General features: G+C 68.6%; 25 protein-coding genes. 13 read left to right on the top strand and 12 right to left on the bottom strand.

Annotation, left to right across the window (positions count from 1 at the left end; all coding sequences use genetic code 11):
* Positions 1-660: hypothetical protein (locus tag GHC57_RS19315; protein WP_211369148.1), on the top strand; the 660-nt coding region annotated here is incomplete at its 5' end.
* A gap of 31 nt (positions 661-691) precedes the next feature.
* On the opposite strand, the gene GHC57_RS08060 is transcribed toward GHC57_RS19315, so the two are convergent.
* The 6 genes from GHC57_RS08060 to soxX form a co-directional block, all read right to left on the bottom strand.
* Complete coding sequence (locus GHC57_RS08060; protein ID WP_153342992.1) at positions 692-1,435, bottom strand: cytochrome c biogenesis CcdA family protein; 744 nt, start codon at positions 1,433-1,435, stop codon at positions 692-694.
* A gap of 174 nt (positions 1,436-1,609) precedes the next feature.
* Positions 1,610-3,298: a thiosulfohydrolase SoxB gene (gene soxB / locus GHC57_RS08055; protein WP_153342989.1), complete on the bottom strand. Its 1,689-nt coding sequence runs from the start codon at positions 3,296-3,298 to the stop codon at positions 1,610-1,612.
* 173 nt (positions 3,299-3,471) lie between these two features.
* Entirely contained in the window at positions 3,472-4,305 is an 834-nt protein-coding gene (gene soxA, locus GHC57_RS08050) for a sulfur oxidation c-type cytochrome SoxA (RefSeq protein ID WP_246152205.1), read from the bottom strand.
* A 199-nt stretch (positions 4,306-4,504) separates the two neighbouring features.
* On the bottom strand, positions 4,505-4,831 hold the full coding sequence (gene soxZ / locus GHC57_RS08045; RefSeq protein WP_153342987.1) for a thiosulfate oxidation carrier complex protein SoxZ: 327 nt from the start codon (positions 4,829-4,831) through the stop codon (positions 4,505-4,507).
* 76 nt (positions 4,832-4,907) lie between these two features.
* The gene (gene soxY, locus GHC57_RS08040; protein WP_153342985.1) at positions 4,908-5,384 is read right to left on the bottom strand and encodes a thiosulfate oxidation carrier protein SoxY; all 477 of its coding nucleotides are present in this window, start codon (positions 5,382-5,384) and stop codon (positions 4,908-4,910) included.
* A gap of 67 nt (positions 5,385-5,451) precedes the next feature.
* On the bottom strand, positions 5,452-5,967 hold the full coding sequence (gene soxX, locus GHC57_RS08035) for a sulfur oxidation c-type cytochrome SoxX (RefSeq protein ID WP_246152204.1): 516 nt from the start codon (positions 5,965-5,967) through the stop codon (positions 5,452-5,454).
* Positions 5,968-6,579: 612 nt separating this feature from the next.
* Here soxX and GHC57_RS08030 point away from each other — a divergent pair.
* The 6 genes from GHC57_RS08030 to GHC57_RS08005 all read left to right on the top strand — a co-directional run bounded on the left by GHC57_RS08030 (position 6,580) and on the right by GHC57_RS08005 (position 12,032).
* Positions 6,580-7,005 (top strand): thioredoxin family protein, encoded by a 426-nt coding sequence (locus tag GHC57_RS08030; protein WP_246152203.1) that lies wholly within the window; start codon positions 6,580-6,582, stop codon positions 7,003-7,005.
* A gap of 67 nt (positions 7,006-7,072) precedes the next feature.
* A complete protein-coding gene (locus GHC57_RS08025; RefSeq protein ID WP_211369147.1) occupies positions 7,073-7,753 on the top strand; it encodes a SoxW family protein in 681 nt (226 codons plus the stop codon).
* Positions 7,754-7,944: 191 nt separating this feature from the next.
* Positions 7,945-8,913, top strand: a complete 969-nt coding sequence (locus GHC57_RS08020) for a Bug family tripartite tricarboxylate transporter substrate binding protein (protein WP_153342983.1) — start codon at positions 7,945-7,947, stop codon at positions 8,911-8,913.
* Between the two features lie 111 nt (positions 8,914-9,024).
* The gene (locus tag GHC57_RS08015; RefSeq protein ID WP_153342981.1) at positions 9,025-9,465 is read left to right on the top strand and encodes a tripartite tricarboxylate transporter TctB family protein; all 441 of its coding nucleotides are present in this window, start codon (positions 9,025-9,027) and stop codon (positions 9,463-9,465) included.
* Positions 9,466-9,475: 10 nt separating this feature from the next.
* Positions 9,476-10,984, top strand: a complete 1,509-nt coding sequence (locus GHC57_RS08010) for a tripartite tricarboxylate transporter permease (RefSeq protein ID WP_153342979.1) — start codon at positions 9,476-9,478, stop codon at positions 10,982-10,984.
* On the top strand, positions 10,977-12,032 hold the full coding sequence (locus tag GHC57_RS08005; protein ID WP_246152208.1) for an AbrB family transcriptional regulator: 1,056 nt from the start codon (positions 10,977-10,979) through the stop codon (positions 12,030-12,032). Before GHC57_RS08010 ends, GHC57_RS08005 begins: the two co-directional genes overlap by 8 nt.
* 222 nt (positions 12,033-12,254) lie before the next feature.
* Here GHC57_RS08005 and hpnH read toward each other — a convergent pair whose 3' ends face one another.
* Together hpnH and ispH are read right to left on the bottom strand one after the other, a co-directional pair.
* Complete coding sequence (gene hpnH / locus GHC57_RS08000) at positions 12,255-13,475, bottom strand: adenosyl-hopene transferase HpnH (RefSeq protein ID WP_170294757.1); 1,221 nt, start codon at positions 13,473-13,475, stop codon at positions 12,255-12,257.
* Positions 13,476-13,524: 49 nt separating this feature from the next.
* Positions 13,525-14,523: a 4-hydroxy-3-methylbut-2-enyl diphosphate reductase gene (gene ispH / locus GHC57_RS07995; protein ID WP_153342998.1), complete on the bottom strand. Its 999-nt coding sequence runs from the start codon at positions 14,521-14,523 to the stop codon at positions 13,525-13,527.
* A gap of 262 nt (positions 14,524-14,785) precedes the next feature.
* Between ispH and hpnA the strand changes: the two genes are divergently transcribed.
* From hpnA to GHC57_RS07965, 6 genes are all read left to right on the top strand, one after another.
* On the top strand, positions 14,786-15,772 hold the full coding sequence (gene hpnA, locus GHC57_RS07990; RefSeq protein ID WP_153342975.1) for a hopanoid-associated sugar epimerase: 987 nt from the start codon (positions 14,786-14,788) through the stop codon (positions 15,770-15,772).
* 97 nt (positions 15,773-15,869) lie between these two features.
* Positions 15,870-16,751, top strand: a complete 882-nt coding sequence (gene ybgF / locus GHC57_RS07985; protein ID WP_153342973.1) for a tol-pal system protein YbgF — start codon at positions 15,870-15,872, stop codon at positions 16,749-16,751.
* A complete protein-coding gene (gene tilS, locus GHC57_RS07980; RefSeq protein WP_153342971.1) occupies positions 16,745-18,127 on the top strand; it encodes a tRNA lysidine(34) synthetase TilS in 1,383 nt (460 codons plus the stop codon). The genes ybgF and tilS overlap by 7 nt, the downstream gene beginning before the upstream one ends.
* An 85-nt stretch (positions 18,128-18,212) precedes the next feature.
* On the top strand, positions 18,213-20,126 hold the full coding sequence (gene ftsH, locus GHC57_RS07975; RefSeq protein ID WP_170294756.1) for an ATP-dependent zinc metalloprotease FtsH: 1,914 nt from the start codon (positions 18,213-18,215) through the stop codon (positions 20,124-20,126).
* Between the two features lie 80 nt (positions 20,127-20,206).
* On the top strand, positions 20,207-21,358 hold the full coding sequence (gene folP, locus GHC57_RS07970; protein ID WP_246152202.1) for a dihydropteroate synthase: 1,152 nt from the start codon (positions 20,207-20,209) through the stop codon (positions 21,356-21,358).
* Between the two features lie 62 nt (positions 21,359-21,420).
* Positions 21,421-21,702 carry a hypothetical protein gene (locus GHC57_RS07965; RefSeq protein ID WP_153342965.1) on the top strand — a complete coding sequence of 94 codons (282 nt, stop codon included), beginning with the start codon at positions 21,421-21,423 and terminating at the stop codon, positions 21,700-21,702.
* A gap of 24 nt (positions 21,703-21,726) precedes the next feature.
* Here GHC57_RS07965 and GHC57_RS07960 read toward each other — a convergent pair whose 3' ends face one another.
* The 4 genes from GHC57_RS07960 to GHC57_RS07945 form a co-directional block, all read right to left on the bottom strand.
* Positions 21,727-22,416, bottom strand: coding sequence for an exonuclease domain-containing protein (locus tag GHC57_RS07960; RefSeq protein WP_211369146.1), 690 nt, complete (start codon positions 22,414-22,416; stop codon positions 21,727-21,729).
* A gap of 39 nt (positions 22,417-22,455) precedes the next feature.
* On the bottom strand, positions 22,456-24,384 hold the full coding sequence (locus GHC57_RS07955) for a putative nucleotidyltransferase substrate binding domain-containing protein (protein WP_246152201.1): 1,929 nt from the start codon (positions 24,382-24,384) through the stop codon (positions 22,456-22,458).
* Positions 24,385-24,525: 141 nt separating this feature from the next.
* Positions 24,526-26,289: a sodium:solute symporter family protein gene (locus GHC57_RS07950; protein ID WP_153342963.1), complete on the bottom strand. Its 1,764-nt coding sequence runs from the start codon at positions 26,287-26,289 to the stop codon at positions 24,526-24,528.
* 18 nt (positions 26,290-26,307) lie between these two features.
* Positions 26,308-26,574, bottom strand: coding sequence for a DUF4212 domain-containing protein (locus GHC57_RS07945; RefSeq protein ID WP_153342961.1), 267 nt, complete (start codon positions 26,572-26,574; stop codon positions 26,308-26,310).
* Between the last annotated feature and the right edge of the window lie 424 nt (positions 26,575-26,998).

Here is a 26,998-nt window from a genome sequence, read left to right as displayed (position 1 = left end):
CGGCCCCGTCCCGCGCGGCGCGCGCCGGCGCCCGGCCCGGCGGCCGCTGCGGTTTCGGCGGCCGCGCCGCCACGTCGGGTCGCGACGGCGCCCGCCGGTACGCCCACGGTGCTGAACCTGAACGGGGGTCGGGACCCGGTCGAGGAGGCGATCAATCTGGATCTGCCCGGCGCTCACGGTCCCGTGGGGCTGGCGCCGCCGGACGTGATCGCGGACCCCTGCGATGCGGATTTCGTCGGCGGCACTGTGGAGACCGAGCGGTTCGGCTCCGTGGTGATGGGGCCGGCCGCGTTCGGCCGGATTCTTGCGCCATGGGTGCTCTCGCGGGTGCGGGACCTGACGGCCTTCATGACCGCCTGCCTGGAGCTGCTGGCCGAGGACGGGGCGATGGACATCCTGGTGCCCTATGACCTGTCGCACGGGGCCTGGGCGGACCCGGCCAGCGTGCGGGCCTTCAACGAGCACGCCTTTACCGCCTTCACCGAGGGCTGCGCGGCCATCGGCTGGACGACGGCCCGCTTCCACATGGAGACGCTGGAATTCGCTTTCACGCCGCTGGGTGAGCGCCTGGAGGCGGAGGGCACGCCGGTGGAAACCATCCTGGCCACGCCCCGGGCCGTGGACGCCATGCGGGTCGTGCTGCGCAAGCGGATGCTGTGATCCCGGCCAACCTCGGTCCGGACTGCGCGGATCAGCCGATCTTGCCCAGGCTGGGGAACGCCTCGATCATCCAGAAGGCGATTTCGGCCATCCCGCCGGTCATGATGAGGATGCCGGTCAGCACTAGCAGCCCGCCGATGACCTTCTCCACCGCGCCCATGTAGCGGCGGAAGCGGTTCTTGAAGCGCAGGAAGGCGCCCAGCGCGAACGCGGCCAGAATGAACGGCACGCCGATGCCGATGGCGTAGGTGCCGAGCAGAGAGGCCCCCACCAGCGGGTTCGGGTCCGAGCCGGCCACGAACAGGATGGCCGCCAGGATGGGGCCGACGCAGGGCGTCCAGCCGAACGCGAAGGCCAATCCGACCACATAGGCCCCGATCAGCCCCACCGGCTTGCTCTGCACGTGAAAGCGGGCCTCGCGGTACAGCAGGCCGATGCGGAACACGCCCAGGAAGTGCAGCCCGAGGATCACGATGATCCCGCCCGCGATGGGGCCGAGGATATGGGCGTTCTCGGTGATGAAGTTGCCGGCCATGGCCGCGCCCGCGCCCAGCAGCACGAACACGGTCCCGAAGCCCAGCACGAAGGCGACGGCCGCGCTGATGACCCGCACGCGGGCGGCGCGCACGGTGTCGGACTCGCCCTCCAGGTCGTCCAGGCTGACGCCCCCGATGAAGCACAGGTAGGGCGGCACGATGGGCAGGATGCACGGCGACAGGAAGCTGAGCACGCCGGCGGTCAGCGCCCCGATATAGGTGACGTTCAGTCCGTCCATGGGTGTCGGCTCCCTCCCTGATGCCCGGGTCCTGGTCCGGGTCCGCTTTGCGGGTATCGCCCCTGGTTCGCCAGGGGTATTGACTCGCGCCGGTCACGACTCCCCTGGGTCGGCGCGGCGACGCCGTGATGCGGTCCCGTCCTGACGAGTCAGGACAGGACCCGATCAAACCACTCAAGCCTTGATCTTGATGGAGCTGTTTTCGGGCACCGAGACCGTGCCCTGTTTCTCGATGTAGTTGGACACCACGTCGTAGATCGGCGGCCCTTCCGTGCCCTCGTTGACCGAGGCCCAGCCGGCCACCACGTAGTCGCGGGTCGGATCGATGGGCTCGCCGGTCGAGAGCAGCGTCATGTCCGAGATGCGCTGGCCCATCGGCTTGTGGATGTCGATGGCGTAGCCCATCCCGCCCACGCGGACCATGTCGCCGCCCTGCTGGTAGAACGGGTCCTCGTTGAAGATGTTGTCGGCCACGTCTTCCATGATGGTCTTCAGCATCTCGCCGGACATGGTCTGGCGATAGGCGTTGGGATAGGTGATCGAGGTCATGGAATAGACGTCGTCCACCGTGATGTCCTGACCCGGCAGCAGAGTGGCGCCCCAGCGGAAGCCCGGGGACAGCGCAATCTCGGCGTCCCGCTCGGCCAGCAGGGCCTGACAGATCAGATCGTCGAAGCTGCCGTTGAAGTTGCCGCGCCGGTACAGCAGATCGTCGGTCTGTCCCAGCACCCGGGTGCACTCGGCCTCGTAGGGCGCGCGCAGGTCGGCGATCACCTTGGCCATGTCCGGGTCCGGTGTGATGACGTCGGAGAACACGGGGATCAGGCGGTAGCGGTAGTCGGTCACCGCGCCGCCCTTCACCTCAAGGTCCAGGCGCGACAGGAACTTGCCGTGCGAGCCGGAGGCGATGAGCAGCGTCTTGCCGACCTTGACTTCGCGCGGCAGCGCGTCGTGGGTGTGGCCGGTCAGGATGACGTCGATCCCGTCCACCAGCGAGGCGAGCTTGCGGTCCACGTCGAACCCGTTGTGGGACAGCAGCACCACCACCTCGGCGCCGTTGGCGCGGGCATTGTCCACGTGCTCTTGCACCGTGTCCGGCCGGATCCCGAAGGACCACTCCGGGATCAGGTGGGACGGGTTGGCGATGGGCGTATAGGGGAACGCCTGACCGATCACGGCCACCTGCACGCCGCCGCGCTCGAACATCCGCGTGGACTCGAAGACCGGCTCCTCCCACATGGTGTCCAGCACGTTGCCGCACAGGAAGGGGAAGTCCAGTTCGCCGTCCAGGATCTCCATCACCCGGTCCTGGCCGTAGGTGAACTCCCAGTGGGCCGTCATGGCGTCGGTCTTGAGTGCGTTGAACGCCTTGACCATGTCCGCGCCGTTGGTCTGCAACGACGTATAGGACCCCTGCCAGGTGTCGCCGCCGTCCAGGAACAGGGTGTTGCCCGGACGCTCGGCGCGGATGGCGTTGACCAGGGTGGCGAGCCGGTCCAGGCCGCCCACGCGGCCATAGGTGCGGGCCAACGCGGTGAAGTCCACGTTGGTCAGGGCGTAGCACTCCGGCGAGTCCTTCGGGATGTCGAACCGCGCCAGGAAGTCCGCGCCGGTGATGTGCGGCGGCTTGCCCTCGACCTCGCCCACGCCCAGGTTCACGGACGGCTCGCGGAAGTAGATCGGCATCAACTGGGCATGCACGTCGGTGACATGCAGAAGCGTGACCTGGCCCAGGGGATCGAACCGCAACAGGTCGTCCTGGGTCAGCGTCTGCTGTGCGGCCGCCCGCCGCAGGCCCATGGGGCCGCCCATCAGGATGGCCGTGGCGGCCGCCGTCCGCATGAAATCTCGCCGCGTGAACATGACCGTATCTCTTTCGTGATGAAGGCTCTGGTGGGGTCGCACCCCGCCGGGTCCGCCCGGGATCGGGCCGGCGGCTTGGTCGTCCCGGTCTTCGGAGGGCCTCAAGGCAGAGAGGCGGAAGGGTGGGGCGGCGCGCGGATGGTCCGCGCCCCGCGCCGTCCCTGACAGGGCCGCTACTTGCGGACCGACGGAGATTCGACCGGCAGGCCGTTGCCGCGCCAGGTCACGTACAGTTCCAGGTTGGTGTACTCGTCCGAGCCGTAGCCGTAGGGCTCCGCCCGGATGTTCTTGTTGCAGCCGCGGAAGCGGCGATGCAGCGAGCCGACGGTCTGCCACTTCAGGCGATAGGTGGGGAAGCCGTTGGCCTGGCCCTGGCTGAGGGTCTCGGCGCGGATCAGGTTGCCCTCGTTGTCCACGTGGCAGTGGGTGCAGGCGAGGTCGAGCTGGCCCCGCCGGGTCTCGTAGAACGCCTTGCCCTTTTCCCAGAATTCATGCGCGGGGCCTTCGATGGACACATCGACCGGCATGCCCTTGGACTGGTGCTTGACGAAGGCGGTGATGCCCAGCATTTCGTCCGTTTCCCACTTGAACGGCTCGGCCTGCATCTGATTTTCGCGGCACCAGTTGATGCGCTGCTCGATGTTCATGAGCTTGTCCCAATCCTCGAAATAGATCGGGTAGCGCGCGGCCACGCCCGCCATGCTCTCTTCGGCGTCGCCGTGGCAGTCGGTACAGGCCTTGCCAGCCTGGCCGGCCGGCGTTTCCCAGATGTCCATGCCGCGTTCCAGCCACAGGAAGGCGGGGTTCTGGAACTCGTCGTCCTGCATGGCGCGCGTCTGGGCCCCGGCGAAGGTGTAACCGGAGCGCACGTCGCCCACCTTGTAGGGGCCCCAGTCGATGCGGGTGCTGTCACCGTCGGCGGCAAGGGCCGGTGTCGCGGCGAGCATCACCGCGCCCGCGACCGCGGCCAGGGCGGATGCACCGGGCGTCCTGAACGTGTTGGTCATGGGTCCTCCCCCGTTCCTGTTCATTGCGGCCTTGTTTTTTGCGGCCTTTTTGGTGTGCGGGTGTCGGTCGGGTCCCGCCCGGGCGGCGCCGGTCCTGGCGCGATGTGGTGCCGGACACGGCCGGTCAACCGAGCGGGCCGGTCACGGTCGGAGCCGACCGGAGCGCCCGCCGCCATGGAATGCGCCGCCCCTGGTGGGATCACGCCACCTCAATGGACTTGCTGTCCTCGTAGACCGAACCGTCGTCGTCATGCCAACGGAAGGTGAACTCGCCGCTTTCCTGGACCTTGGCGTAGAACGACAGGTACGGGTTGGCGGAAATGGCGGGAGCCAGGTCCACCGAGAAGAACTCGGTGCCGTTGAACTCGGCCACGAACTTGTTGATGATCTGGCGCGGGATCGGATTGCCGTCCTTGTCCTTGCGCTGACCGCTTTCCATGCCGTGGTTGATGAGGGTCTTGATCTCGACAACGTCTCCAGGGGCCGCCTTCCTCGGGGCCTTGACGCGGGGGCGGATGGTCGCCATCGGTGGTGTCTCCTGATGCTGCGCGGTTACGGGGGGCGTTTACGGGGGTCCCGGGTCGGGTCGGGGCGCGGCCGGATCAGCCGCCGCAGCCGCCGATGGTGACCTTGACCTGCTTCTTGCCCATCATGGCCGAGCCGTCGCTGAGCTGGGCGACCGCGATCACGTTCTGTGTGCCGGCCAGGCGCAGGCGGGTCGAGCCGGCGGCTTTGCCGCTCATGGGCGTGAAGTGGAACACGGCCACATCGGGCGACGGGTTGCCGTCGGCCAGGATCATGACGTCGGTCACATGCACGTCGTCGCCCATGGGCGCGTCGATCTCGAAGCTCAGCGGCACGGTGTTGCCGTTCTCGGCGATCTCCGGCAGATCGAGGGACACGCCGCCCTCGGCGGGGACCTCGCCGACCATGCTCTTGATGGCGTCGTTGACGGCCCCCTCGTCGGCGATGGCGAGGGCGGGGAACAGGGTCATCCCGGTCATCACGGCGGCACCGCCGCCGATGCTGAACAGGACGGTGCGGCGGCTGAAGCCGTCCGTTTCATGGGGTCCTTGCATGCGTGTCGTCTCCTTTCCGGTTGTTGGGGGGCCCGGGGCCGGCTGACATCGGCCGCCCGGGCCGCGATCAGTTGTCGGCGGCGGCGCGGGCGCCGCTGGTGTCCTTGAGGGTCATCAGATAGGCGATGATGTCCTCGACCTGCTGCGCGTTCAGGATGGTCTTGCCCTCGAAGCCCGTCCGGACGCGGTGCAGGCCCTCGGTCTTGTAGAAGGCCGGCATCATCGAATAGGGGTTGAGGACCTTCGGGTCCACCATGCGCAGGCGCAGTTCACCCGCGTCGTACAGGTCGCCGACCCCGTACAGCGCCGGCCCGGTCTCGCCGTGGAACTGTTCCTCGGGAATGGGCATCTGGTGGCAGCTCAGGCAGTTGCCGAGCTTGCGATTGATGACCCACTTGCGGCCCATGACCGGGTCTCCCGGGGTCTCGGTGAGAGGCTCCGGGATGGTGTAGCCGTCCACGACGGTATATTCGGGCGCGCTGTCGCCGGCGGTGGCGGGGCCGGTGGTCGCGGCGGCGGCCACCAGGGCGGCGGCGCCGAACAGGGCGGCGGCCGGTCCCGCCCGCATGGTCTTGATCTGCATTCCCCCAGGTCCTCCCTGTGACGTTTTGTTTCCGTTCGGACCGGCGAGGATCGCCCACACGGGGCCGGGCGGGCCGATGAGTCCCGCGACCGCGCACCCGCGCGGCGCGACGATCTGGGGCGCGACCGGCTTCCGGTCCGACGCCTGGGGCGGTCCCACCGGAGGGAGGGACGCATGTCTCGGGGAGCAATGCCCGCGCCTGCCCGGGCCGGTTGGGTCCGGTCGCCTGGAGCAGCGGGGTGGCGGGCCTGTCCCTCCCTGTGTCCGGATGCCTTGTGTTGTTGTTGGTCCGCCCTCGGGGATCCGGGGGCGGCGGCATCCTGGTCTTGCGGACCTCTGCCGGTCTCACGCCGTTCGTGATCCGGAAGAAGCCCCGAAGCGGTTCAACTCCGTTCGGGTCCAACGTTTGCTGGACCCTAGCGCATTAGCTTTTTATAATTCAAGCATGACGGAATGTTCCGTGATTGGCAAGGCCCAGTTTGGCGCTACAGTATTCCGTTGTCCCGCGTGCGGCGAGGCCGTTCCGCGGCCGGACCCGGCCAGGGTTCGGGCAAGATCCCGCCATTTTGCGGTCCGTCCGGACCGGCAGTCCCAGAGGCTCGGAGCGGTGTGATGACCCTGCATATTCGTCCGTCCAAGTCGCTTTGGACCGCCATGATGGTGCTGGGGGTCATGGCCCTGTCCTGGGTCGGTGCGATCCGGGCCGGTGCGGCGGCGGAGCTGGTCATGTTCGAATCGCCGACGTGTCATTACTGCGAGCAGTGGCATGCGGACCTGGGCCCCATCTATCCGAAGACGGCCGAATCGGCGCTAGCCCCCCTGCGTCGGGTGAACCTGCACCAGGATTGGCCGGCGGATCTGCGCGGCATCCGCTCCGTTTCGTTCACGCCGACATTCGTGCTCGTCGAATCCGGGCAGGAGGTGGGCCGGATCACCGGCTACGCCGGGGACGAGTTCTTCTGGTTCCAACTGTCCGAACTGCTCAAGAAACTGCCGCCCGCCGAGGACGGCGCGGCGCAGCGGGAGGGGGGCTCCTGACGACGTGGGCCCATGATCCCGACTCCAAACACAAGAATCGACTTCGTCCAACAGGGAGGAACACCCCATGGGAACGTTTGATCTGAGCATGAAAGGCCTGCGCCGCCTGGCCGCTACTGTGGCCATCGGCGGCGCGGCGGCTCTGGGGGCCGGAACCGCCGCGACCGTGGCCACCACCGGGCCGGCCCTGGCCGCCGAGGGCGAGATGATCGCGCCCACGCTGGGCGACGACGGCCTGTATCATCACGACTTCTTTCTGCAGTCGTTCCTGGACCTGGGCGAGGACCTCGCCGACAGCCAGGCCGACGGCAAGCGTCTGGTCGTGGTGTTCGAGCAGCGCGGCTGCCTCTACTGCAAGAAGGTCAATGTGGAGATCCTGGGGGACCCGGCGATCAACACATATGTGCGCGAGAACTTCAATGTCGTGCAGTTGAACCTATTCGGTGAGCGTCTCGTCACCGACCTGGACGGCGAGGAAATGCCCGAGAAGCAGCTCGCGCGGCGCTGGGGTGTGCTGTTCACGCCGACGTTCGTGTTCCTGCCCGAGGACCCGGCCGACGCCGAGGGGATGACCGGCAAGGACGCCGCCGTGTTCAACATGCATGGCGCGTTCGAGAAGGGCACCTTCACCGCAGCGTTCGAGTGGGTGAAGCAGAAGGGCTATGAGGGCGACACGCACTTCCAGCAGTACGTCGCCGACAAGATCGCCGCCCGCCGCGCCACCGAGGAGGGCGACGCGACTCAGTAGAGAGCGCGCGGCCGCGCGATGAACGCGGGTGCGCGCGGCCGGAATTTCCACGATGCGGGCCTGTATTGCGCCGACATGACATTGCACGGCGGTGCGATTTGGGCGCATCCTTCCCCGGCGGCGGATCGGTCTGGATGGGTTCGGGCCGCCGCCGCAGGTTCAACGTCACAAGAACGTTTCGGGAGGAGTCCATGAAATCGCCCTTGAAGGTGGCCGCCATCGCCCTTGCGGCCACTCTGATGTCCGGTCCGGCCCTGGCGCAGATCGAAAAACCCGAGTGCGTGGCTCCGGCAAAGCCGGGCGGCGGATTCGACCTGACCTGCCGCATTGCGCAGCAGGGCCTCGCCCCGCAACTGGACGACCCCATGCAGGTGACGTTCATGCCGGGCGGCATCGGGGCCGTGGCGATCAACCTGTTCGCGACCACCCGGACCGATGATCCCAATGCCATCGTCGCGTTCTCGTCCGGCTCGCTGCTCAACATCGCGACCGGCAAATTCGGCAAGTGGACCGAGGACGACGTGCGCTTCGTGGGCACCGCCGGGGCGGACTTCGGGGCCGTCGTTGTGCGCGAGGACAGCCCGTACCAGACGCTTGACGACCTGATGGACGCCTTCAAGGAGGACGTGAAGGGCGTCGTGGTCGGGGCCGGCGGCTCCGTCGGCTCGCAGGACTGGATGAAGGCCGCGCTGCTGCTGAAGTCCATCGGCGAGGAGCCCCGGGCCATGCGCTACGTGGCCTTTGATGGCGGCGGCGACGCCATCGCCGGTCTGCTGGGCGGCAGCATCCAGGCGTACATGGGCGACGTCGGCGAGATGGTGCCGCACCTGGGCGCGGGCCAGATGCGCATCCTGGCGTTGATGTCGCCGGAGCGCCTGCCGGAGCCGTTCGCCGAGTACCCCACGGCCATCGAGCTGGGCTACGACGCGGAGTGGACCATCCTGCGCGGCTTCTACATGGGCAAGGATGTCTCCGACGAGGCCTACAACGCCTGGGCCGATGCCTTCAAGGCGGCCTACGAGACCGAGGCGTTCGCCCAGATCCAGAAGGAAAAGGGTCTCATGCCGCTGAATATGGCCGGTGACGAACTGGATGCGTCGGTCAAGAAGCGCATCGCCAACCTGCGAGACGTCGCACGCGAGGCGGGCCTGATCGAGTAGGTCGCGCCGCGGTCTCTTCATCCTTGATCGTGACCACGCACCGCCCGGCCTGGAGTCCGTCGGACTCCGGACCGGGACGGTGTCGGGTCCGCCTTCTGTCCGGAGTCTCGCATGGCCGACCGGATTTTCGCCGCCGTCGTCCTGGCCGTGGTGCTGGGCTACGGCATCATGGCCTTCGCGGTCATCAAGGCCCCGTTTCAGTACGACCCGTTGGGGCCGGAGACCTGGCCCCAGATCCTGACCGTGGCCGCCGCCCTGTGCGGGCTGTACGTGCTGCTCAAGCCGGATGTGTCGGTCATGACCATGACCGGCGGCACCGGGATACGGCTGGTCGTGACCATCGGTCTGCTGGCCGCCTACGCCTGGGCCTATGAGCCGCTGGGCTTCATCGTGTCCACGATCATCTATAGCGCCGCCATGGCCTTCATGCTCGGGGGCAGTGCGGGGCGGGCCATCGCCTTCGGAGTCGTGTCCGGCGTGGCGGGGTACCTGATCGGGGCGTGGCTGCTGGACCTGAACCTGCCCGGCGGCGTGCTCGGCGACTGGGCATAGGGGGGGCACCATGGACGTCATATCCGGGCTGAGCAGCGGCTTCGCGGTCGCCCTGCTGCCCCTGAACCTGTTCCTTGTGCTGGTCGGGTGTTTCGCGGGCACCCTGATCGGGTCGCTGCCGGGCATCGGCCCCATCAACGGGGTCGCGATCCTGCTGCCCATCGCCTATGGCCTGGGTCTGCCGCCCGAATCCGCGCTCATTCTGCTGGCCGGCATCTACTACGGCGCCGAGTACGGCGGCCGCATCTCGTCGATCCTGCTCAACGTGCCGGGCGACGCGGGCGCGGTGATGACCACCCTCGACGGCAATCCGCTGGCGCGCAAGGGTGAGGCGGGTCGGGCGCTGTCGCTGTCCGCCGTCGCCTCGTTCTGCGGCGGCACCATCGCGGTCATCCTGATGAGCCTGTTCGGGCCGCTGCTGGCCAGCTTCGCCGTCACCTTCAGCCCGGCCGACTATGTGGCGCTGATGGTGTTCGCGTTCGCCAGCCTCGCCTCGCTGGTGGGCAAGAACCCGATCAAAACCCTGTTGGGCGCGCTGATGGGGCTGATGCTGGCGACCATCGGCATCGACGCCAACACGGGCGTGGCCCGCTACACCTTCGGCATTCCGGACATCCTGGCCGGGATCGACTTCCTGATCGTGGTCATCGGGCTGTTCGGCATGGCGGAGCTGATCCACATGGTCGAGGTCCAGGTCAGCGGAAAGCTCAAGCTGCTGCCGATCGGCAAGAGCTTCGTCTCCTGGCGCGACATCATGACCGTCAAGTGGACGATCCTGCGGTCGTCGCTGATCGGCTTCTTCATCGGCGTGCTGCCGGGGACGGGCGCGTCGGTGGCCTCGGCCGTCACCTACGGCACGGAAAAGCGGCTCGACCCGGACGGCGGGCGCACGTTCGGGCAAGGCAACATTCGCGGCCTGGCCGCGCCGGAGGCCGGCAACAACGGCGCCGCCGGCGGGGCGATGGTGCCGATGCTGACCCTGGGCATTCCCGGGTCCGGCACCACGGCGATCCTGCTGGGCGCGTTGCTGCTGTTCAACGTGCAGCCGGGGCCGCTGATGTTCGAGATGCGGCCCGAGATCGCTTGGGGCCTGATTGCCTCCATGTACATCGGCAACGTGGCCCTGCTGGTCATCAACCTGCCGATGGCCGGGCTGTTCGCGCGCATGCTGACGATCCCGCAGAAGTACCTGACCCCCCTGATCGCGGTGCTGGCGTTCATCGGGGTGTACTCGGTCGTCGGCAACCCGTTCGACCTGTACATGATCATTGCCCTGGGCCTCTTCGGCTGGGTCCTGCGCAAGCTGGACTTCGCCCTGGCCCCGGTGATCCTGGGCTTCGTGCTGGGCGGGCTGTTCGAGGACAACCTGCGCCGGGCGCTGTCCATCTCCGGGGGCGACTGGTCCATCCTGGTCTCCAGCGGCAACAGCATCGTGCTGTATGGCCTGGCCGTGCTGATCGTGGCGGTGCCGGTGTGGCTCGCCCGTCGCCAGAGGAGCCGTGTTGCCACCGATGGATAAGGCGGCGGCGGCGCGGGTGCTCCTGACCCTGACGGTGGCGGCCGGTGGGGCCGGCGCCGCCGTCTGGGCGGGGATGCCCGCGCCCGCTCTGCTGGGCAGCACGGTGGCGGTGACCCTGGCCGCGCTGGCGCGGCTGCCGGTGCGGATGCCGGTGGCGCTGCGCAACGGGGCCTTCGCCGTCATCGGCTGTTCGCTTGGCACCGGGGTCACGCCCGATTTCCTGAGCGACGCGGCGCGCTGGCCGGTCAGCTTGGCGGTGCTGTGCGCGGTCATCGTCCTGACCATGGTGCTGTCGGGGCGCATCCTGGAGCGGGGATTCGGCCAGAGCCGCGACACCGCCATTCTGGCCACCTCGCCCGGGGCGTTGTCCTATGCCCTGGCGATCTCCAGCGCCGGTGTGGGCGACGCGCGGGCGGTCATGGTGCTGCAGAGCCTGCGCCTGCTGGCCATGACTCTGGTGCTGCCGTCCATCCTCGGGCTGTTGGGCGGGGCCGGCGGTGCGGTCTGGGGCAGCCATCATCCGACCGTGATGGCCTATCCGGTGGCCATCCTGATGCTGGCGGCCGCCCTGGCGGGCGGCTGGGGGCTGGACCGGCTGAAGGCCCCGGCGGCCTTCCTGCTGGCGGGCATCGCCATCAGTGGTGGGCTGCATGGGCTCGGCGTGGTGGCCGGGCAGTTTCCGCCCGCGTTCCTGATGGCCGGATTCACGGTGACGGGCGCCGTCATCGGTACACGGTTCCGGGCGCTGGAGCTGCGGGAACTGGCCCGGCTGGCGCTGGCCGCGCTGCTGACCATCAGCCTCGCGCTCACGATCTCGGCGTCGCTGGCGCTGCTGGTGGCCTGGGGTCTGGCGATGCCGTTCGGACAGGTCTGGGTGGCCTACGCCCCGGGCGGGGTGGAGGCCATGGCGGCCATGGCGCTGTCGCTGGGCTACGACCCCACGTACGTCGCCACGCACCACGTGTTCCGGATCGTCTCGCTGATCCTGGTGCTGCCCGTGGTCCTGCGCGTGTTCGGCAGCGGGCGCGGGCGGGCAGAGGACGCGTAGGTCGGGCCCGACCCAACCCGGTTCAAGGACGAGAAAAATCAATGGCCCGGTCCTGGGTGGGACCGGGCCATGCGTTGTGTGGGCGGAGGGGTGCGGGATATGACCGCCGTCTTCCGGCCGACGAAAAGGCTACACTTTTTGTCGGCCGGCCGGTGCGACCGCACCGGCGCCGCGAAGCGGCGGAGGTGATGCAACGGACGAGTCCGTTGCATCTGATAAACATCAGGCTGCGTCCTGCGCGCTTTTCTCGGCGGCCTTGCGCTTCACGTGGCTGGCGGCGCTGGGTGTGGCGCAGCCGCCGGACTGCCTCGCGGCTTCCTCGGCCGCCTTGGCGGCGTCGGACCGGCTCATCTGCTGGGTGACCAGATCATCGAACACCCACTGCGCGGGACGCTGGTTCTCAAACGACACCTCCGGCGCCATCGGACCGTCGGTCTGGATGCCCTTGAGCGCCAGACCGAGCGCCTTCCACGGCTTCGAGACCGTGTCGGCCACCGCCGTCGCCTCGTAGCCGCAATGCATCATGCAGTTGGCGCACTTCTCATAGCGGCCGGTGCCGTAGCTGTCCCAGTCCGTCTCCTCCATCAGTTCGCGGAAGGTGGAGACGGTGCCCTCGTTCAGCAGGTAGCAGGGCCGCTGCCAGCCGAACACGTTGCGGGTCGGGTTGCCCCAGGGGGTGCAGTCATAGGTCTGGTTGCCGGCCAGGAAGTCCAGGTACAGGCTCGACTGGTTCCACTTCCAGCCCTTGCCCTTGCCCTTCGCGAACAGGTCGCGGAACAGTTGCTTGGTGCGCTGGCGGTTCAGGAACACCTGCTGCGTCGGGGCCCGCTCGTAGGCGAAGCCGGGGGCGATGGTCACCCCCTCCACGCCCAGGTCGTCGGTGGCGAAGCTGACGAAGTTCGCCACGCGGTCCACATCCACGCCCTCGAACAGGGTCGTGTTGCAGGTCACGCGGAAGCCGCGCCGGCGCGCCTCGCGGATGGCGGCCGTGGCCTTGTCGAACACGCCGTCCTGGCAGACGGCGGCGTCGTGGTGCTCCTGGTCCCCGTCCAGGTGAATGGAGAACGTCAGGTACGGGCTCGGCTTGAAGTCGTCGAGCCGCTTCATCAGCAACAGCGCGTTGGTGCAGAGGTAGACGAACTTCTTGCGTTTCGTCAGTTCCTCGACGATCTGCACCATCTGCCGATGCAGCAGGGGCTCGCCCCCGGCGATGGAGACGATGGGCGCGCCGCATTCATCGGCGGCGGCGACGCACTCGTCCACCGACAGACGCTTGTTCAGGATGCTGTCCGGATAGTCGATCTTGCCGCAGCCGGCGCAGGCCAGGTTGCAGCGGAACAGCGGTTCCAGCATCAGGACCAGGGGATAGCGCTTGGTGCCGCGCAGGCGCTGCTTCATCAGGTAGGTCCCGACGCGAAGCTGCTGGATCAGGGGGACGCCCACGGTTTCACCTCTTCTCTGGTCTCGATGTCGTCAGCCTGGACCCGTGCGGTCAGGCCATGTGCAGGTCATGGCGGTCGCGGGAGTCGTCGGGCTCGATGCCCCGGTCCCGCATGGCGTCGGTCAGCACGCGCGGCAGCTTGAACTGCATGTGCTCCTCGATGCCCGATGTGGTTTCGGTGGTCGCCGGCGCCACCTCGCCGATGCGGGCCACCAGATCGCGCACCAGGCTTTCCGGGGCCGAGGCTCCGGCGGTGACGCCCACCACCGAGACGCCCCGGAACCAGTCGTCCTGGACCATGGTGGCGTCGTCGATCAGATAGCTGGGCACGCCCATGGTGGTGCCGATCTCGGCCAGCCGGTTGGAGTTGGACGAGTTGCGCGCCCCCACCACCAGCAGCAGGTCCACCTGCTCCGCCAGCAGGCGCACGGCGGTCTGGCGGTTCTGGGTGGCGTAGCAGATATCCTTGGCGCCGGGGCCCTTGATGCCGGGGAAGCGGCGCTTCAGCGCGGCGATCACCTCGCGGGTGTCGTCCACGGACAGCGTGGTCTGGGTGACGTAACCCACCATCTCGGGGTCGCGCACCTGCAGCTTTTCCACGTCCTCGACGCGGCTGACCAGATGCACGCCGCCCGGGATCTGGCCGCGCGTGCCCTCCACTTCGGGGTGGCCCTCGTGGCCGATCATGATGATCTCGCGGCCCTTGGCGGCCAGGTTCTGCCCCTCGCGGTGGACCTTGGAGACCAGCGGGCAGGTGGCGTCGATCACCGGCAGGGCGCGGCGTTCGGCCTCCTTGACCACCAACTGAGGCACCCCGTGGGCGCTGAACACGGTCATGGCGCCGTCCGGCACCTCGTGCAGTTCCTCGACGAACACGGCGCCCTGGCGGCGCAGGGTCTCGACCACGTGCTTGTTGTGCACGATCTCATGCCGCACGTAGACGGGCGGGCCGTAGATCTCCAGCGCCCGTTCCACGATCTCGATGGCGCGTTCGACCCCGGCGCAGAAGCCGCGCGGGCTGGCCAGGATGACGCGCAGGGCGCTCGGCATTTCGCCGGACGGGGTTTTCGTGGCGGCGGGTGTGTCCACAGGGGCTCTCCTCAAGCCTTTGTCGGATCGGTGATCCTTGTGTATAGGGACGCGCCCTCGCATTGCAACAATCCGGTCCCCTCCCTTTGTGCGTGGACCATGGTCTGCGACTGATTCGCAACAGTGCCCCATCCGCGGGCGCGCCCTTGTCCTGCGGCCGGGGGCGGGGTACGCAGGGAGAGGCGTCCGGCCCCTTCCGTTCCCCCAACAATGAGGCGGTTTCATGCCCACGCTCGTCACCGGCGGTACCGGATTCGTTGGCGCGGCGGTCGTCCGCGCGCTGCTGGCGCGGGGCGAGGCCGTGCGCTGCCTCGCCCGGCCCGGGGGCGACCGGCGCAATCTGGCCGGACTGGACGTGGAGATCGCCGAGGGTGATCTGACCGATCCGGCCTCGCTGAAGGCCGCCGCGCGCGGGGTGGCGGCGCTCTATCACGTGGCGGCGGACTATCGGCTGTGGATCCCGAACCCGCAGGAGATGGAGGCGGCGAACGTCCAGGGGTCGGTGAACGTGATCCGGGCGGCGCTGGAGGCCGGCGCCTCACGGGCGGTCTACACCAGCTCGGTGGCGGTGCTGAAGCCGCATCCCGACGGCTCATCCGCCGACGAGGACACGCCGACCACCGAGGCCGACATGATCGGCGTCTACAAGGGCAGCAAGTTCCGCGCCGAGCAGGCGGTGCGTCGGCTGGTCGAGGTCGAGGGCGCGCCCGTGGTCATCGTCAACCCGTCCACGCCCATCGGGCCGCGCGACATCAAGCCCACGCCCACCGGGCGCCTGATCGTGGAGGCCGCCGCCGGGCGCATGCCGGCCTATGTGGAGACCGGCCTGAACGTGGCCCATGTGGACGACGTGGCGGCCGGCCATCTTCTCGGCTTCGACCGGGGCCGGGTCGGCGCGCGCTACATCCTGGGCGGCGAGAACCTGACCCTGGCCGATATCCTGGCCGAGGTGGCCCGGCTGACCGGCCGCAGACCGCCCAAGGTCAGCCTGCCGCATGACCTGATCCTGCCCTTCGCCTGGACCGCCGAGGGCATCGCCCGGGTCACCGGCAAGGAGCCGTTCGCCACCGTGGACGGCCTGCGCATGGCCAAGAAGCGGATGTTTTTCAGCAGCGCCAAGGCGGAACGGGACCTGGGCTACGTCCACCGGCCGGCCCGCGACGCCATCGCCGACGCCGTGGCCTGGTTCCGGGAGAACGGGTATCGCTAGGGAGTTGGCGCCCGTGTGCGGCCTTTATTGCGCCAGGATCGTGCGCTAGGCCAGACTGATCCCCTCGATCCTGAAGCCTGGACAGGAGCCCGTGCCCATGCCTTCCGCTTCCCTTCCTGCCTGCGCGCGGCGGTCGGTCCGTCGCTCGGCGCGGCCGCTGGCCGTCGCCGTCCTGACCGGACGCCTGTTGGTGGCGACCGCCCTGGCCTTGCTGCCCCTTCAGGCCGCCCACGCGCAGGACAACCGCGCGCTGATCGCCGACATGCAGGTGCGCATCACGCAGCTTGAGGATCTGGTGCGCAATCTGACGGGATCGCTGGAGGAAACGCAGTTCCGCAACCGCCAGCTTCAGCAGCGCCTCGACCTGATCGAGCGCGAGTTGGACATGCGCCTGGGGGCGCTGGAGGGCGGCGGCACGGCGTCAAGCGCGTCCGGCAGCGGCGCGGAGGCCGCGCCGTCGCCGTCCGGCGACGGCGGCGGTTCGGCGCTGGCCCCGGACGAAGGCGTGCTGGGTTACACGAGAACCCCGGCGCCGTCGTCCTCCCGGCCCTCGTCGGGCGGGTTCGCGGGCAGCCCCGCCAACATTCTGCCGCCCGGCTCGCCCGAGGTGCAGTACAACCACGCGTTCTCGCTGCTGAGGCAGCGGGACTACGGCCGCGCCGAACAGGCCTTCAAGGCGTTCGTCGAGGCCAACGGCACGCACACCCTGGCCGGCAATGCTCAATACTGGCTGGGCGAGACGCACTATGCGCGCGAGGATTATGAGTCCGCGGCCGTGGCCTTCGCCAAGGGGTACAAGGAGTTCCCGGACAGTTCCAAGACGCCGGACAACCTGTTCAAGCTCGGCATGTCCATGTCGGCCCTGGGCAAGAAACGCGAGGCCTGCGCGGCGTTCCAGAAGCTGCGCGCGGACTTCCCGAACGTGGCCGGAACGCTGCAGCGCCAGGTCTCCGACCAGATGGCCCGCAACGGGTGTTAGCGGACGCGCCGCCCCTGGAGGTGGAGACCTTCGCGGCCCTGATGGCGCCGCTGGCGCCGTTCGGGCCGGCGCCGCATCTGGCGGTGGGGGTGAGCGGTGGGCCGGACAGTCTCGCGCTGGCCCTGCTGGCGGGCGCGTGGGCGGCGGCCCAAGGCGGGCGGGTCACGGCCCTGACGGTGGATCACGGCCTTCGTCCGGAGTCCGCCGGTGAGGCCCGGCAGGTGGCCGCCTGGATGGCGGGGGCGGGGCTGGATCATGTCACCCTGCGCTGGGTCGGGCCGCGCCCGGCGCATGGTCTGCAGGCGGCGGCGCGGATGGCCCGTCTGGCCCTGATGGAGGCGTGGTGCCGGGCGCATGGCGTGCTCGACCTGCTGCTGGCCCACCACGCCGGGGACCAGGCCGAAACCGTGCTGCAGCGCCTGGGGCAGGGCAGCGGGCCGGACGGGCTGGCCGGCATGGCGCGGGTGTCGTGGCGTCGCTGCGTGCGGGTGCTGCGCCCGGTGCTGGATCAGCCGGCGGGCCGGACGCGGGCCACCCTGGCCGCGCGGGGGCATCCCTGGATCGAGGACCCCAGCAACGCGGACACCGTGTTTCAGCGGGTGCGGCTGCGCCATCTGGCCCCGTCACTGGCGGAAGCCGGGGTCTCGGCCCCGGGGCTGGTGCTGTCGGCGGCCCGGGCGGCCGAAGCGCGCGAGGAGCGCCGCCGCCGTCGCGACGCCCGGCTGGCGGCGACGGTGACCTTCGACGGCCTGGGGGCGGCCCATGTGAACATGGCGCGGCTGCTGGACGGGCCGCCGAGCGAGGTCCGCGCCGCGCTCGGTCGGCTGCTCGCCTGCGTCGGGGGCTCGGAGCGGCCCCCCCGCGGGCAGCCCCTGGAGCGCCTGCGCCGGCGTCTGTCCGAGGCGGGGCCGCCGCGCGGCCTGACGCTGGGGCGCTGCCGGCTTTTGCCGGGGGCGGACGGAACGTGGCGGGTGTGTCGGGAGGACCGGAACCTGCCGGACCCGATGCCTCTGCCGGGGCCGGAGGCGCCGCCGCTGCTTTGGGACGGGAGGCTTCTGGTCAGGGTCGCCGGGGACGGTCCCGATCCGGGCTGGGCTCTCGCGCCGCTGGGAGCCGACGGCTGGCTGGATGTGACCCGCGCGCTGCGAGAGATCGGGGCCGAGCCGCCCACCGTACCTGTTGCCGTGCGGCCGGGTCTGCTGGCGCTGATTTCGCCCGACGGCATGGTTTCTGCCGTGCCCCAGATCGGGTACCCTGTGCGGCCGGTTCGGGGCCTGCCCCGCCTGGACGTGGAACGGGCGCCGGGGACATCCCTGACAGAGGGACCATGCCGCTTGTACGGGGCCGGCGACGGCCTATCTGATGAGGAACCGTAGGACAATCGGCGCGTGCTGGGTCCGGTGCCGGTCCGCCCGCCGTCAGTGAAGGGTTCGAGCCTTGAATTTCAGCCGCAATCTCTTGATGTGGATCATCATTTCCGTGCTGTTGGTGGCGTTGTTCAACGTCTTCCAGGGCTCGGCGCCGCAGACCCCCGAGACGTCGATCCCGTACTCGGAGTTCATCGACCGCGTCGAGAGCAGCGACGTTCGGGACGTCACCATCAAGGGCGAGAGCATTTCCGGCCACTTCGTGGACGACCGGGCGTTCACCACCTTCGCGCCGCCCGACTCGAACGTGGTGCCGATCCTGCGCGACAACGGGGTCAAGATCACCGCGCAGCCGTCGTCGAGCGACACGCCCACGTTCTGGAGCGTGCTGATCTCGTGGTTCCCCATGCTGCTGCTGATCGCGGTGTGGATCTTCTTCATGCGCCAGATGCAGGGCGGCGGCGGCAAGGCCATGGGCTTCGGCAAGTCCCGCGCCAAGCTGCTGACCGAGCGCACCGGCCGCGTGACCTTCGACGACGTGGCCGGCATCGACGAATCCAAGTCGGAACTGGAAGAGGTCGTGGAGTTCCTGCGCGATCCGCAGCGGTTCCAGCGCCTGGGCGGCAAGATCCCCAAGGGCGTGCTGCTGGTCGGTCCGCCCGGCACGGGTAAGACGCTGTTGGCGCGCGCCATCGCGGGCGAGGCCAACGTGCCTTTCTTCACCATCTCCGGCTCGGACTTCGTCGAGATGTTCGTGGGTGTCGGCGCCAGCCGGGTGCGCGACATGTTCGAGCAGGGCAAGAAGAACGCGCCGTGCCTGATCTTCATCGACGAAATCGACGCCGTCGGCCGCCATCGCGGCGCCGGGCTGGGCGGCGGCAACGACGAGCGCGAGCAGACCCTGAACCAGTTGCTGGTCGAGATGGACGGCTTCGAGGCCAACGAGGGCGTCATCCTGATCGCCGCCACCAACCGTCCGGACGTGCTGGACCCGGCGCTGCTGCGCCCGGGCCGCTTCGACCGCCAGGTGGTGGTGCCGAATCCGGATGTGCTCGGCCGCGAGAAGATCCTCAAGGTCCACATGCGCAAGACCCCGCTGGGGCCGGACGTGGAGCCGAAGACCATCGCGCGCGGCACGCCGGGCTTCTCAGGCGCCGACCTTGCCAACCTGGTCAACGAAGCCGCGCTGCTGGCCGCCCGTCGCGGCAAGCGGGTCGTGGGCATGAGCGAGTTCGAGGCCGCCAAGGACAAGGTCATGATGGGCACCGAGCGGCGCTCGATGGTCATGACCGACGACGAAAAGAAACTGACGGCCTATCACGAGGGCGGCCACGCCATCTGCGCGCTGCACATGGCGGAATCCGACCCCATCCACAAGGCGACCATCATCCCGCGCGGTCGCGCCCTGGGCATGGTGATGCGTCTGCCGGAGGGCGACCGCATCAGCATGTCCCGCGCCAAGCTGGAGGCCGACCTTGTGGTCGCCATGGGCGGCCGCGTGGCGGAGGAGCTGATCTTCGGCCACGGCAAGGTCACCACCGGCGCGTCGAGCGACATCAAGATGGCGACCAACATTGCGCGCAAGATGGTCACCGAGTGGGGCATGTCCGACAAGCTGGGGCCGCTGATGTATGCCGAGGACCAGGAAGAGGTGTTCCTGGGGCACTCGGTGGCGCGTCACAAGAACATGTCCGATGAGACCACGCACACCGTTGACGAGGAGATCCGGCGCATTGTCGATACGGCCTATGAAAACGCCCAGCGCATCCTGACGGAGCACCGGGACCAACTGGAAAGCCTGGCTCAGGGGCTGCTGGAGTACGAGACCCTGAACGGCGACGAGATCCGCGCCCTGATGAACGGTGAGTCGATCAACCGTGACGAGCCCCAGGACACGGGATCGGCGCAGGCGCCGCGCGGCGGCCGGCGGGCCTCCGTGCCGACGACCAGCGGCGGCCCGTCGCGCGGCAAGCCCAACATGGGCCCGGAACCCCAACCGGGCGCCTAGCCGTCGTGTCGCGGACGATGCGTGATCCTCAGACCGAACAGGTCGGACCGGATCCTGCCCACAGCGGGCGGGATCCGGCCTTGCCGTGGGGGCTGTTCCAGGATGGGGCGCTGATCCATCCGCTCCGGGGTCTGCTGCTGTCGCCCACCGGGCTGCTGCGAGGGCCGGCGGCCCTGCAGGGCCGGGCGGCGGGCTACGCGGCGCCGCTGGCCGGTCGGGATGATCTGGCGTTTTCCGCCGTCACCCTGTTTACCCGCGCCGACGACCACGGGCCGTGGCATGTCCACGGCAGCGATCTGCCCGCCCTGATGCGCTGGGCCGAGGCGCACGGGCCGGCCATGGTGGCGATCCTTTCGGCGGTGCTGACGCGCCTGACGGCGCCCCGCGCGCCGTTCGCCGGTCTGCCGCTGGACCGCACACGGATCATGGGGATTCTCAACTGCACGCCGGATTCCTTCAGCGACGGCGGCGACCACTTCTCCGCCGACGCGGCCATCGCGAGCGGTCTCGCCATGCTGGAGGCCGGGGCGGACATCCTGGATGTGGGCGGCGAAAGCACCCGGCCGGGCGCGGATCCCGTTTCTCCCGAGGAAGAAGCCCGCCGCGTCCTGCCGGTGGTGCGGGCGCTTGCGGACCGGGGCGCGCTGGTGTCCATCGACACCCGCCGGGCCTCCGTCATGGCGGCGGCCATTGCCCACGGCGCCCGAATCGTCAACGACGTCACCGGGCTGACCCATGAGCCTGAAGCGCTGGCGGTGGTGGCGCGCGAGCAGGTCCCGGTGATCCTCATGCACATGCAGGGCGAGCCGCAGACCATGCAGGCCGACCCCACCTACGAGCGGGCGGCGGCCGATGTCTATGCGTGGCTGGCCGGGCGGGTGGCGGTCTGTCAGTCCGCCGGCATTCCGGCAAGCCGGATCTGCGTGGACCCCGGCATCGGCTTCGGCAAGACGCTGGACCACAACATGGATCTGCTCGGCCACCTGGGCCTGCTGCATGGCCTGGGGGGGCCGGTGCTGCTGGGGGCGTCCCGCAAGAGCTTCATCGCCCGGGCCGCCGGGACCGTGGACGCTGACGGGCGCCCCACGAACCGGCCCAAGGATCGCCTGCCGGGGTCGTTGGCGGCGGCGCTGCGGGCCGTGGACCAGGGCGTGCATATCCTGCGCGTTCACGACGTGCCGGAGACCGTGCAGGCCGTCCGCGTGACGGAAGCGGCCGTCGGCGCGGCCTGAACGGCGGGACGCCCGGCGCAGCGGACTTGACCGGGTGGGCCTGCCGGGGCGATAACCCTTCCATGTTCGGACTCAGCCTCTCAAAGGTGCTGTTCACGATCCTCGTGGTGGTCGTGGTCTGGGGCGCCTTCAAATACTACAGCCGCGCCATCGGCGGCCGCACGCCGGGCGACCGGCCCAGCCTGCGCGACAAGGTGGAACGGGCGGCCCAGGATGCCGTGCGCAAGCGCATGGGCGAGCAGGAGCGGCGCGGGGCCGGCACCACCGAAGACCTGGTGCGCTGCCCGAACTGCGGCGCCTATCACCCCGAGGGCACCCGCTGCGACTGCGGCTATCGCCGCTGAGCAGGCCGGACCAGTTCCCCCGGGCTAACCGACGCTGACTTCGTCCAGGCGGGGCGGGCGCTTGGTGTCCATGTGCGCGACCTGGGCCAGGAACAGTTCGGCGGCGGCGATGGCGTCCATCATGGCGTTGTGCGCCCGATAGCGGGGCAGGTTGTAGCGCTCCCGCGCCGCGTTGAGGCGCAGCGCGCCCTTGGTCGCAGTCTCCTGTTGGCGCTCCACGGAGCGCTGCTCCAGCCGCAACGTGTCCACATAGGGCACGATCAGCGGCTGGCCGTACAGCCGCTTGCAGGCGTGCGACAGGAAGCGCCGCTCCACCGGCGCATAGTGCGCCAGCGGGACCAACCCGGTCATGGCCTTCAGCACCACGGGCAGCACGTCCTCCAGCGGCGGGGCCGCCGCCAGCCGGTCGTCCAGCAGGCCGTGAATGATGGCCGTCTGCTCCGGCACCGGCCGGGTGGGACGCACCAGGATGTGCCGCGCCTCCGCCATATGGACCGCGCCGCGCCGGACGGGTGCGAAGCCGACGCTCAGGATCTCGTCGTGCATGGGGTCAAGGCCCGTGGTTTCCAGGTCGATCGCCAGATAATCGACCGCGTGCCAGGGGGTATCGAGGGTGGGGTAGTCCTCCTGGTAATAGTCCCGCATGGGCCCCGGCTTGCCCACCAGCCACAGGGCGCGGCGCGTCATGTCCAGTCCGAGCACGTGCCTGAGCATGGCGTCCTTCTACTCCGCGGAGGTGGGGGGCGGGTCGGGTTACATCCGGCCCGTCTGATAGGCCGAGGCCAGGGCGCCCTGCATGGTCTTGACCACCGAGAAGGCGTCCTTCAACTGGCTGCGCTCGAAGTTGGACAGCGTTTCCAGCGAGACGTAGTGGTCCGCCCTCTTGTTCTCGCGGATGCGCAGGGCCTGGTGACGCAGCCGCATGGTGCTGATGAAATCCCAGGCATCGCGCAGGTCGGCGGCGCCATCCTTGGAGACCGCGCCTTTCTCCTGCGCGGTTTCCAGGCGGTCCAGCGTATTGACCGAGGGGCTGCCGGCATCCAGCGCATAGACGCGCGCCAGATCGACGATCGGCACGATGCCGCGATGTTTCAGGTCCAGGGTGTTGGCGTGCTCGCCGCCCCGGATCATCACCAGGTTGCGGAAGAACCCGAGCGGCGGCTGCCGGCTGAGGGCGTTGGAGGCCAGATAGGCCAAAAAGATCTTGCTGCCGCTGGTCTTCTTCAGCACGAACGCGCGCAGGTCATGGAACAGGGCATGGTTGCCGTAGATCGGGCGCATGTCGAAGAACACGGACGACAGCATCAATGATTTGGGGTCGGGCTGGTCGATCCACTTCGAGAAGTAATTCTTCCACACCTTCAGCGGCTGGCGCCACTGGTCGGTCATGGCCATGACCTCGCCGGGGCAATAGACATAGCCGCAGATATTCAGTCCGTCGCAGACCATGCGGGTGAAGGCCCGGAAATACTCCCCGTGCTTGGTCTCGTCATAGGAATCGTGCATCAGCAGGCAGTTGTCCTGGTCCGAGCGCGCCGTCTGCTCGTGCCGGGCCTGGCTGCCGGCGGCCAGCCAGACGAAGGGCACCGGCGCGGGGCCCAACCGCATCTCGGCCAGAGCCATCAGGCGCACCGTGGCGGCGTCGGACAGCGACGAGATCACATGCCCGATGTTGTGCGCCGACGCGCCCGTCTCGACCAGTTGCAGGATCAGCTCCGGCACCATCTCCAGGGCATCGCGCATCCCCTCGGCGGTGTCGCGCTTGAAGATGTCGCCGACCAGATAGACGGCCGAGGTGTTCTGGGTCTGCACCAAGTTGGTGTTGGTGATGACGCCGGCCAGCTTGCCGTCCTTCATGACCGGCAGGTGGCGGATGTTGTGCCGGGTCATCAACAGCATGGCGTCGAACAGGTAGTCGTCGGCCGTCAGCGACAGCGGGTCGGGTGTCATGACCTCCGAGACCGGCGTGTCGTAGGGCAGGGCCTTGGCCACGACCCGGTTGCGCAGGTCGCGGTCCGTCAGGATGCCGGCGGCCCGGCCGCCGGAGTCGGCGGGGTCCACCACCATCAGGCACGAGACGGACTGCTCCGACATGCGCGCCCCGGCCTCGCGGATGGTGGCGTCGGGCGGGATGGTGACGGGCGCGCGTTTGAGCATGTCGCCCAGGTGGATGCCCATCAGGTCCAGGTGGGCGTGCGCCGGTCCGGATCCGCGCGGGCCGCCCTGGCCTGCGACGGCACGGCCGGAGCGCAGGCGCTCGCCGCCCGCGGGCTGGAAGAAATAGGCGAACTGCTTGTGGTGCTGGCGCAGGGTGTGGAACGTCTCGGCCGGCATGGCGTAGACGAGGCTGTCCTCGATTGCTTCCACCACGTTGACCGCGCGCCCGCCGCGCAGCAGCGCGGCGGCCCCGGCGGTCTCGCCCTCGCCGACGCGGGCCAGCATTTCGCCGGACGGGTCCCGGGTTTCCAGGGCGCCGGTCCGCACGATGTACAGCGCGTCCACGGTATCGTCCGTCTGGAACAGGCACTTGCCCTGGCGGACGTACAGACCGCGCAGGCTGCCGGCCGCTTTTTCCAGCGAGGCGTCCGGGAGCATATCGAACGGGTGATGCGCGGCGATGAACTCGCGGATCTCGATCAGTTCCACGTCCATGGAGGCGGCCTCGTCTGATCGGGGGCGCAAGGTGGCGGGCCCCGGACACCGGATGGCGACAGAATGCCCGGACTGCGATTGAAAGAAAAGCGCGAGCCCCGAAACCCCGGGGCCCGCGCCATGCAGAGAGGGCGGGCCGCCGGGGCCCGCCCGATCCGCGGATCGGGGATCCTACTCCGCCGCGCTGGTGACGCGCGGGGTGCGGATGTCCTCGACCAGATGCTGGATGTGCTCCGGCGGCTCGCGGGTGATCTTCGAGACCGTGAAGGCCACGATGAAGTTGAGCACCATGCCGACCGCGCCGATGCCCTCCGGCGAGATGCCGAGGAACCAGTTCTCCGGCACGTTGTCGATGACCGGCTCGATGAACACACCCTTGTACAGGACGATGTACCCCATCGTGAACACCAGGCCGCTCAGCATGCCGGCGATGGCGCCCTCGCGGTTCACCTTCTTGGAGAAGATGCCCATCAGGATCACGGGGAACAGGGACGAGGCCGCCAGCCCGAAGGCGAACGCGACCACCTGCGCCACGAACCCTGGTGGGTTGTACCCCAGATAGCCGGCCACCAGGATCGCCACCCCGATCGCGATGCGGCCGGTCATCAACTCCGTTTTCTCGGAGATCCCCGGTGTGATCGTGCCCTTGAACAGGTCGTGCGAGATACCCGACGAAATGACGAGCAGCAGGCCGGCTGCGGTGGACAGCGCGGCGGCGATACCACCGGCGGCCACCAGGGCGATGACCCAGTTGGGCAACTGCGCGATCTCGGGGTTGGCCAGCACGAGGATGTCACGGTCCACGGTCAGCTCGTTGCCGTCCCAGCCGTACTCGGCCGCCTTCTCCTGGAACTCCGGGTTGGCGTCGTTGTAGTACTGGATGCGGCCGTCACCGTTCTTGTCCTCGAACGCCAGCAGGCCGGTGGCCTCCCAGCGCTTCATCCACTCCGGACGCTCCTCGTAGACGAGGTTGCCGTCCGGGCTGCCGACCGCGCCGGTCTGCACGGTGTCGGTCAGGTTGTAGCGCGCCATCGCACCCACGGCCGGGGCCACGGTGTACAGCAGCGCGATGAACAGCAGCGCGAAGCCGGCCGAGGAGCGGGCGTCGCGCACGCGCGGCACGGTGAAGAAGCGCACGATCACGTGCGGCAGACCGGCGGTGCCGACCATCAGCGCCACAGTGATCGCGAACATGTCGATCGTGCTCTTGCTGCCCTCGGTGTATTCGATGAACCCGAGGTCGGTCACGATCTGGTTCAGCCGGTCCAGGAGGTAGGTGTTCGTGCCCTCGATCTGGCTGCCGAAAGCGATCTGCGGGATCGGGTTGCCGGTCAACTGCATGGCGATGAAGACCGCCGGCACCGTGTACGCCAGGATCAGCACGCAGTACTGCGCCACCTGGGTGTAGGTGATGCCCTTCATGCCGCCCAGCACCGCATAAATGAACACGATGCCCATGCCGATGATGAGCCCGGTCAGCAGGTCCACCTCAAGGAAGCGCGAGAACACGATGCCGACACCGCGCATCTGGCCCGCCACGTAGGTGAACGAGATGAAGATCAGGCAGACCACGGCCACCAGGCGGGCGGTCTTGGAGTAGTAACGGTCGCCGATGAACTCCGGCACCGTGAACTTGCCGTACTTGCGCAGGTACGGGGCCAGCAGCATGGCCAGCAGCACGTAGCCGCCGGTCCATCCCATCAGATAGACCGAGCCGCCGTATCCCAGGAAGGCGATCAGGCCGGCCATGGAGATGAAGGAGGCGGCGCTCATCCAGTCGGCCGCGGTGGCCATGCCGTTGGCGATCGGGTGCACACCCTTGCCGGCCACGTAGAATTCGCCGGTGCTGCTGGCCTTCGACCAGACGGCAATGCCGATATACAGCACAAAGCTGAGACCCACCGCGAGGTAGGTCAAAAGTTTGAGTTCATCCATCTTCGCGTCCCCCCTGTCCTACTGTTCGTCCACGCCATGATGTCGATCCAGCGCGTTCATGCGGATCGCGTAGACCGCGATCAGGATCAGGAAGACGTAAATGGCGCCCTGTTGGGCGAACCAGAATCCCAACTTGAATCCACCGAACTCGATCGCGTTGAGGGGGTCCACCAGAAGAATGCCGAAGCCATAGGAGACAACGAACCAGATCACCAGACTGACTATGATATGGGTTACGTTTGCCTTCCAGTAGGCGTCATTGGCGTTGCCTTCGTTGCCGGACATTTGTTCCTTCCTCCCACACCAGTATTGGCCGGATTTTGCCGGCACGCCTGTTCCCCTTGAGCCGGCGCACGCCGTGCGCCGCCCCGTTGGCGCGCCAATACCCGCCGACGCCGCGCGGGGCGGCCGGCGGGTCTCTGCGGGGAGCCATGACCGGGATGCAGCCCAGGGCCGCGACTCCCGCAGGGAAGGACACACTGAACCAGCGTCCCCCCGGCAGGGCAAGCCAAAAATGGCGCAATTCGATGTAACTGGCGTCGCACCAAATGGCCGCGGGACTTCGATCCGCTTCCATTTCAGATGCGGCGGCCGGTCGCTTTCGGCCACATGACGCGTCTCTAATATAGATCGAGGATATACAAATGATGTCGCGGACCGTTCCACGTCAGGTCGCCCCGGCCGGGACGATCGTTGCTGATCGGCCGGT

The organism is Roseospira navarrensis (assembly GCF_009601025.1).
GTDB lineage: Bacteria > Pseudomonadota > Alphaproteobacteria > Rhodospirillales > Rhodospirillaceae > Rhodospira > Rhodospira navarrensis.
This window is presented reverse-complemented; position numbering and strand designations above follow the sequence as displayed.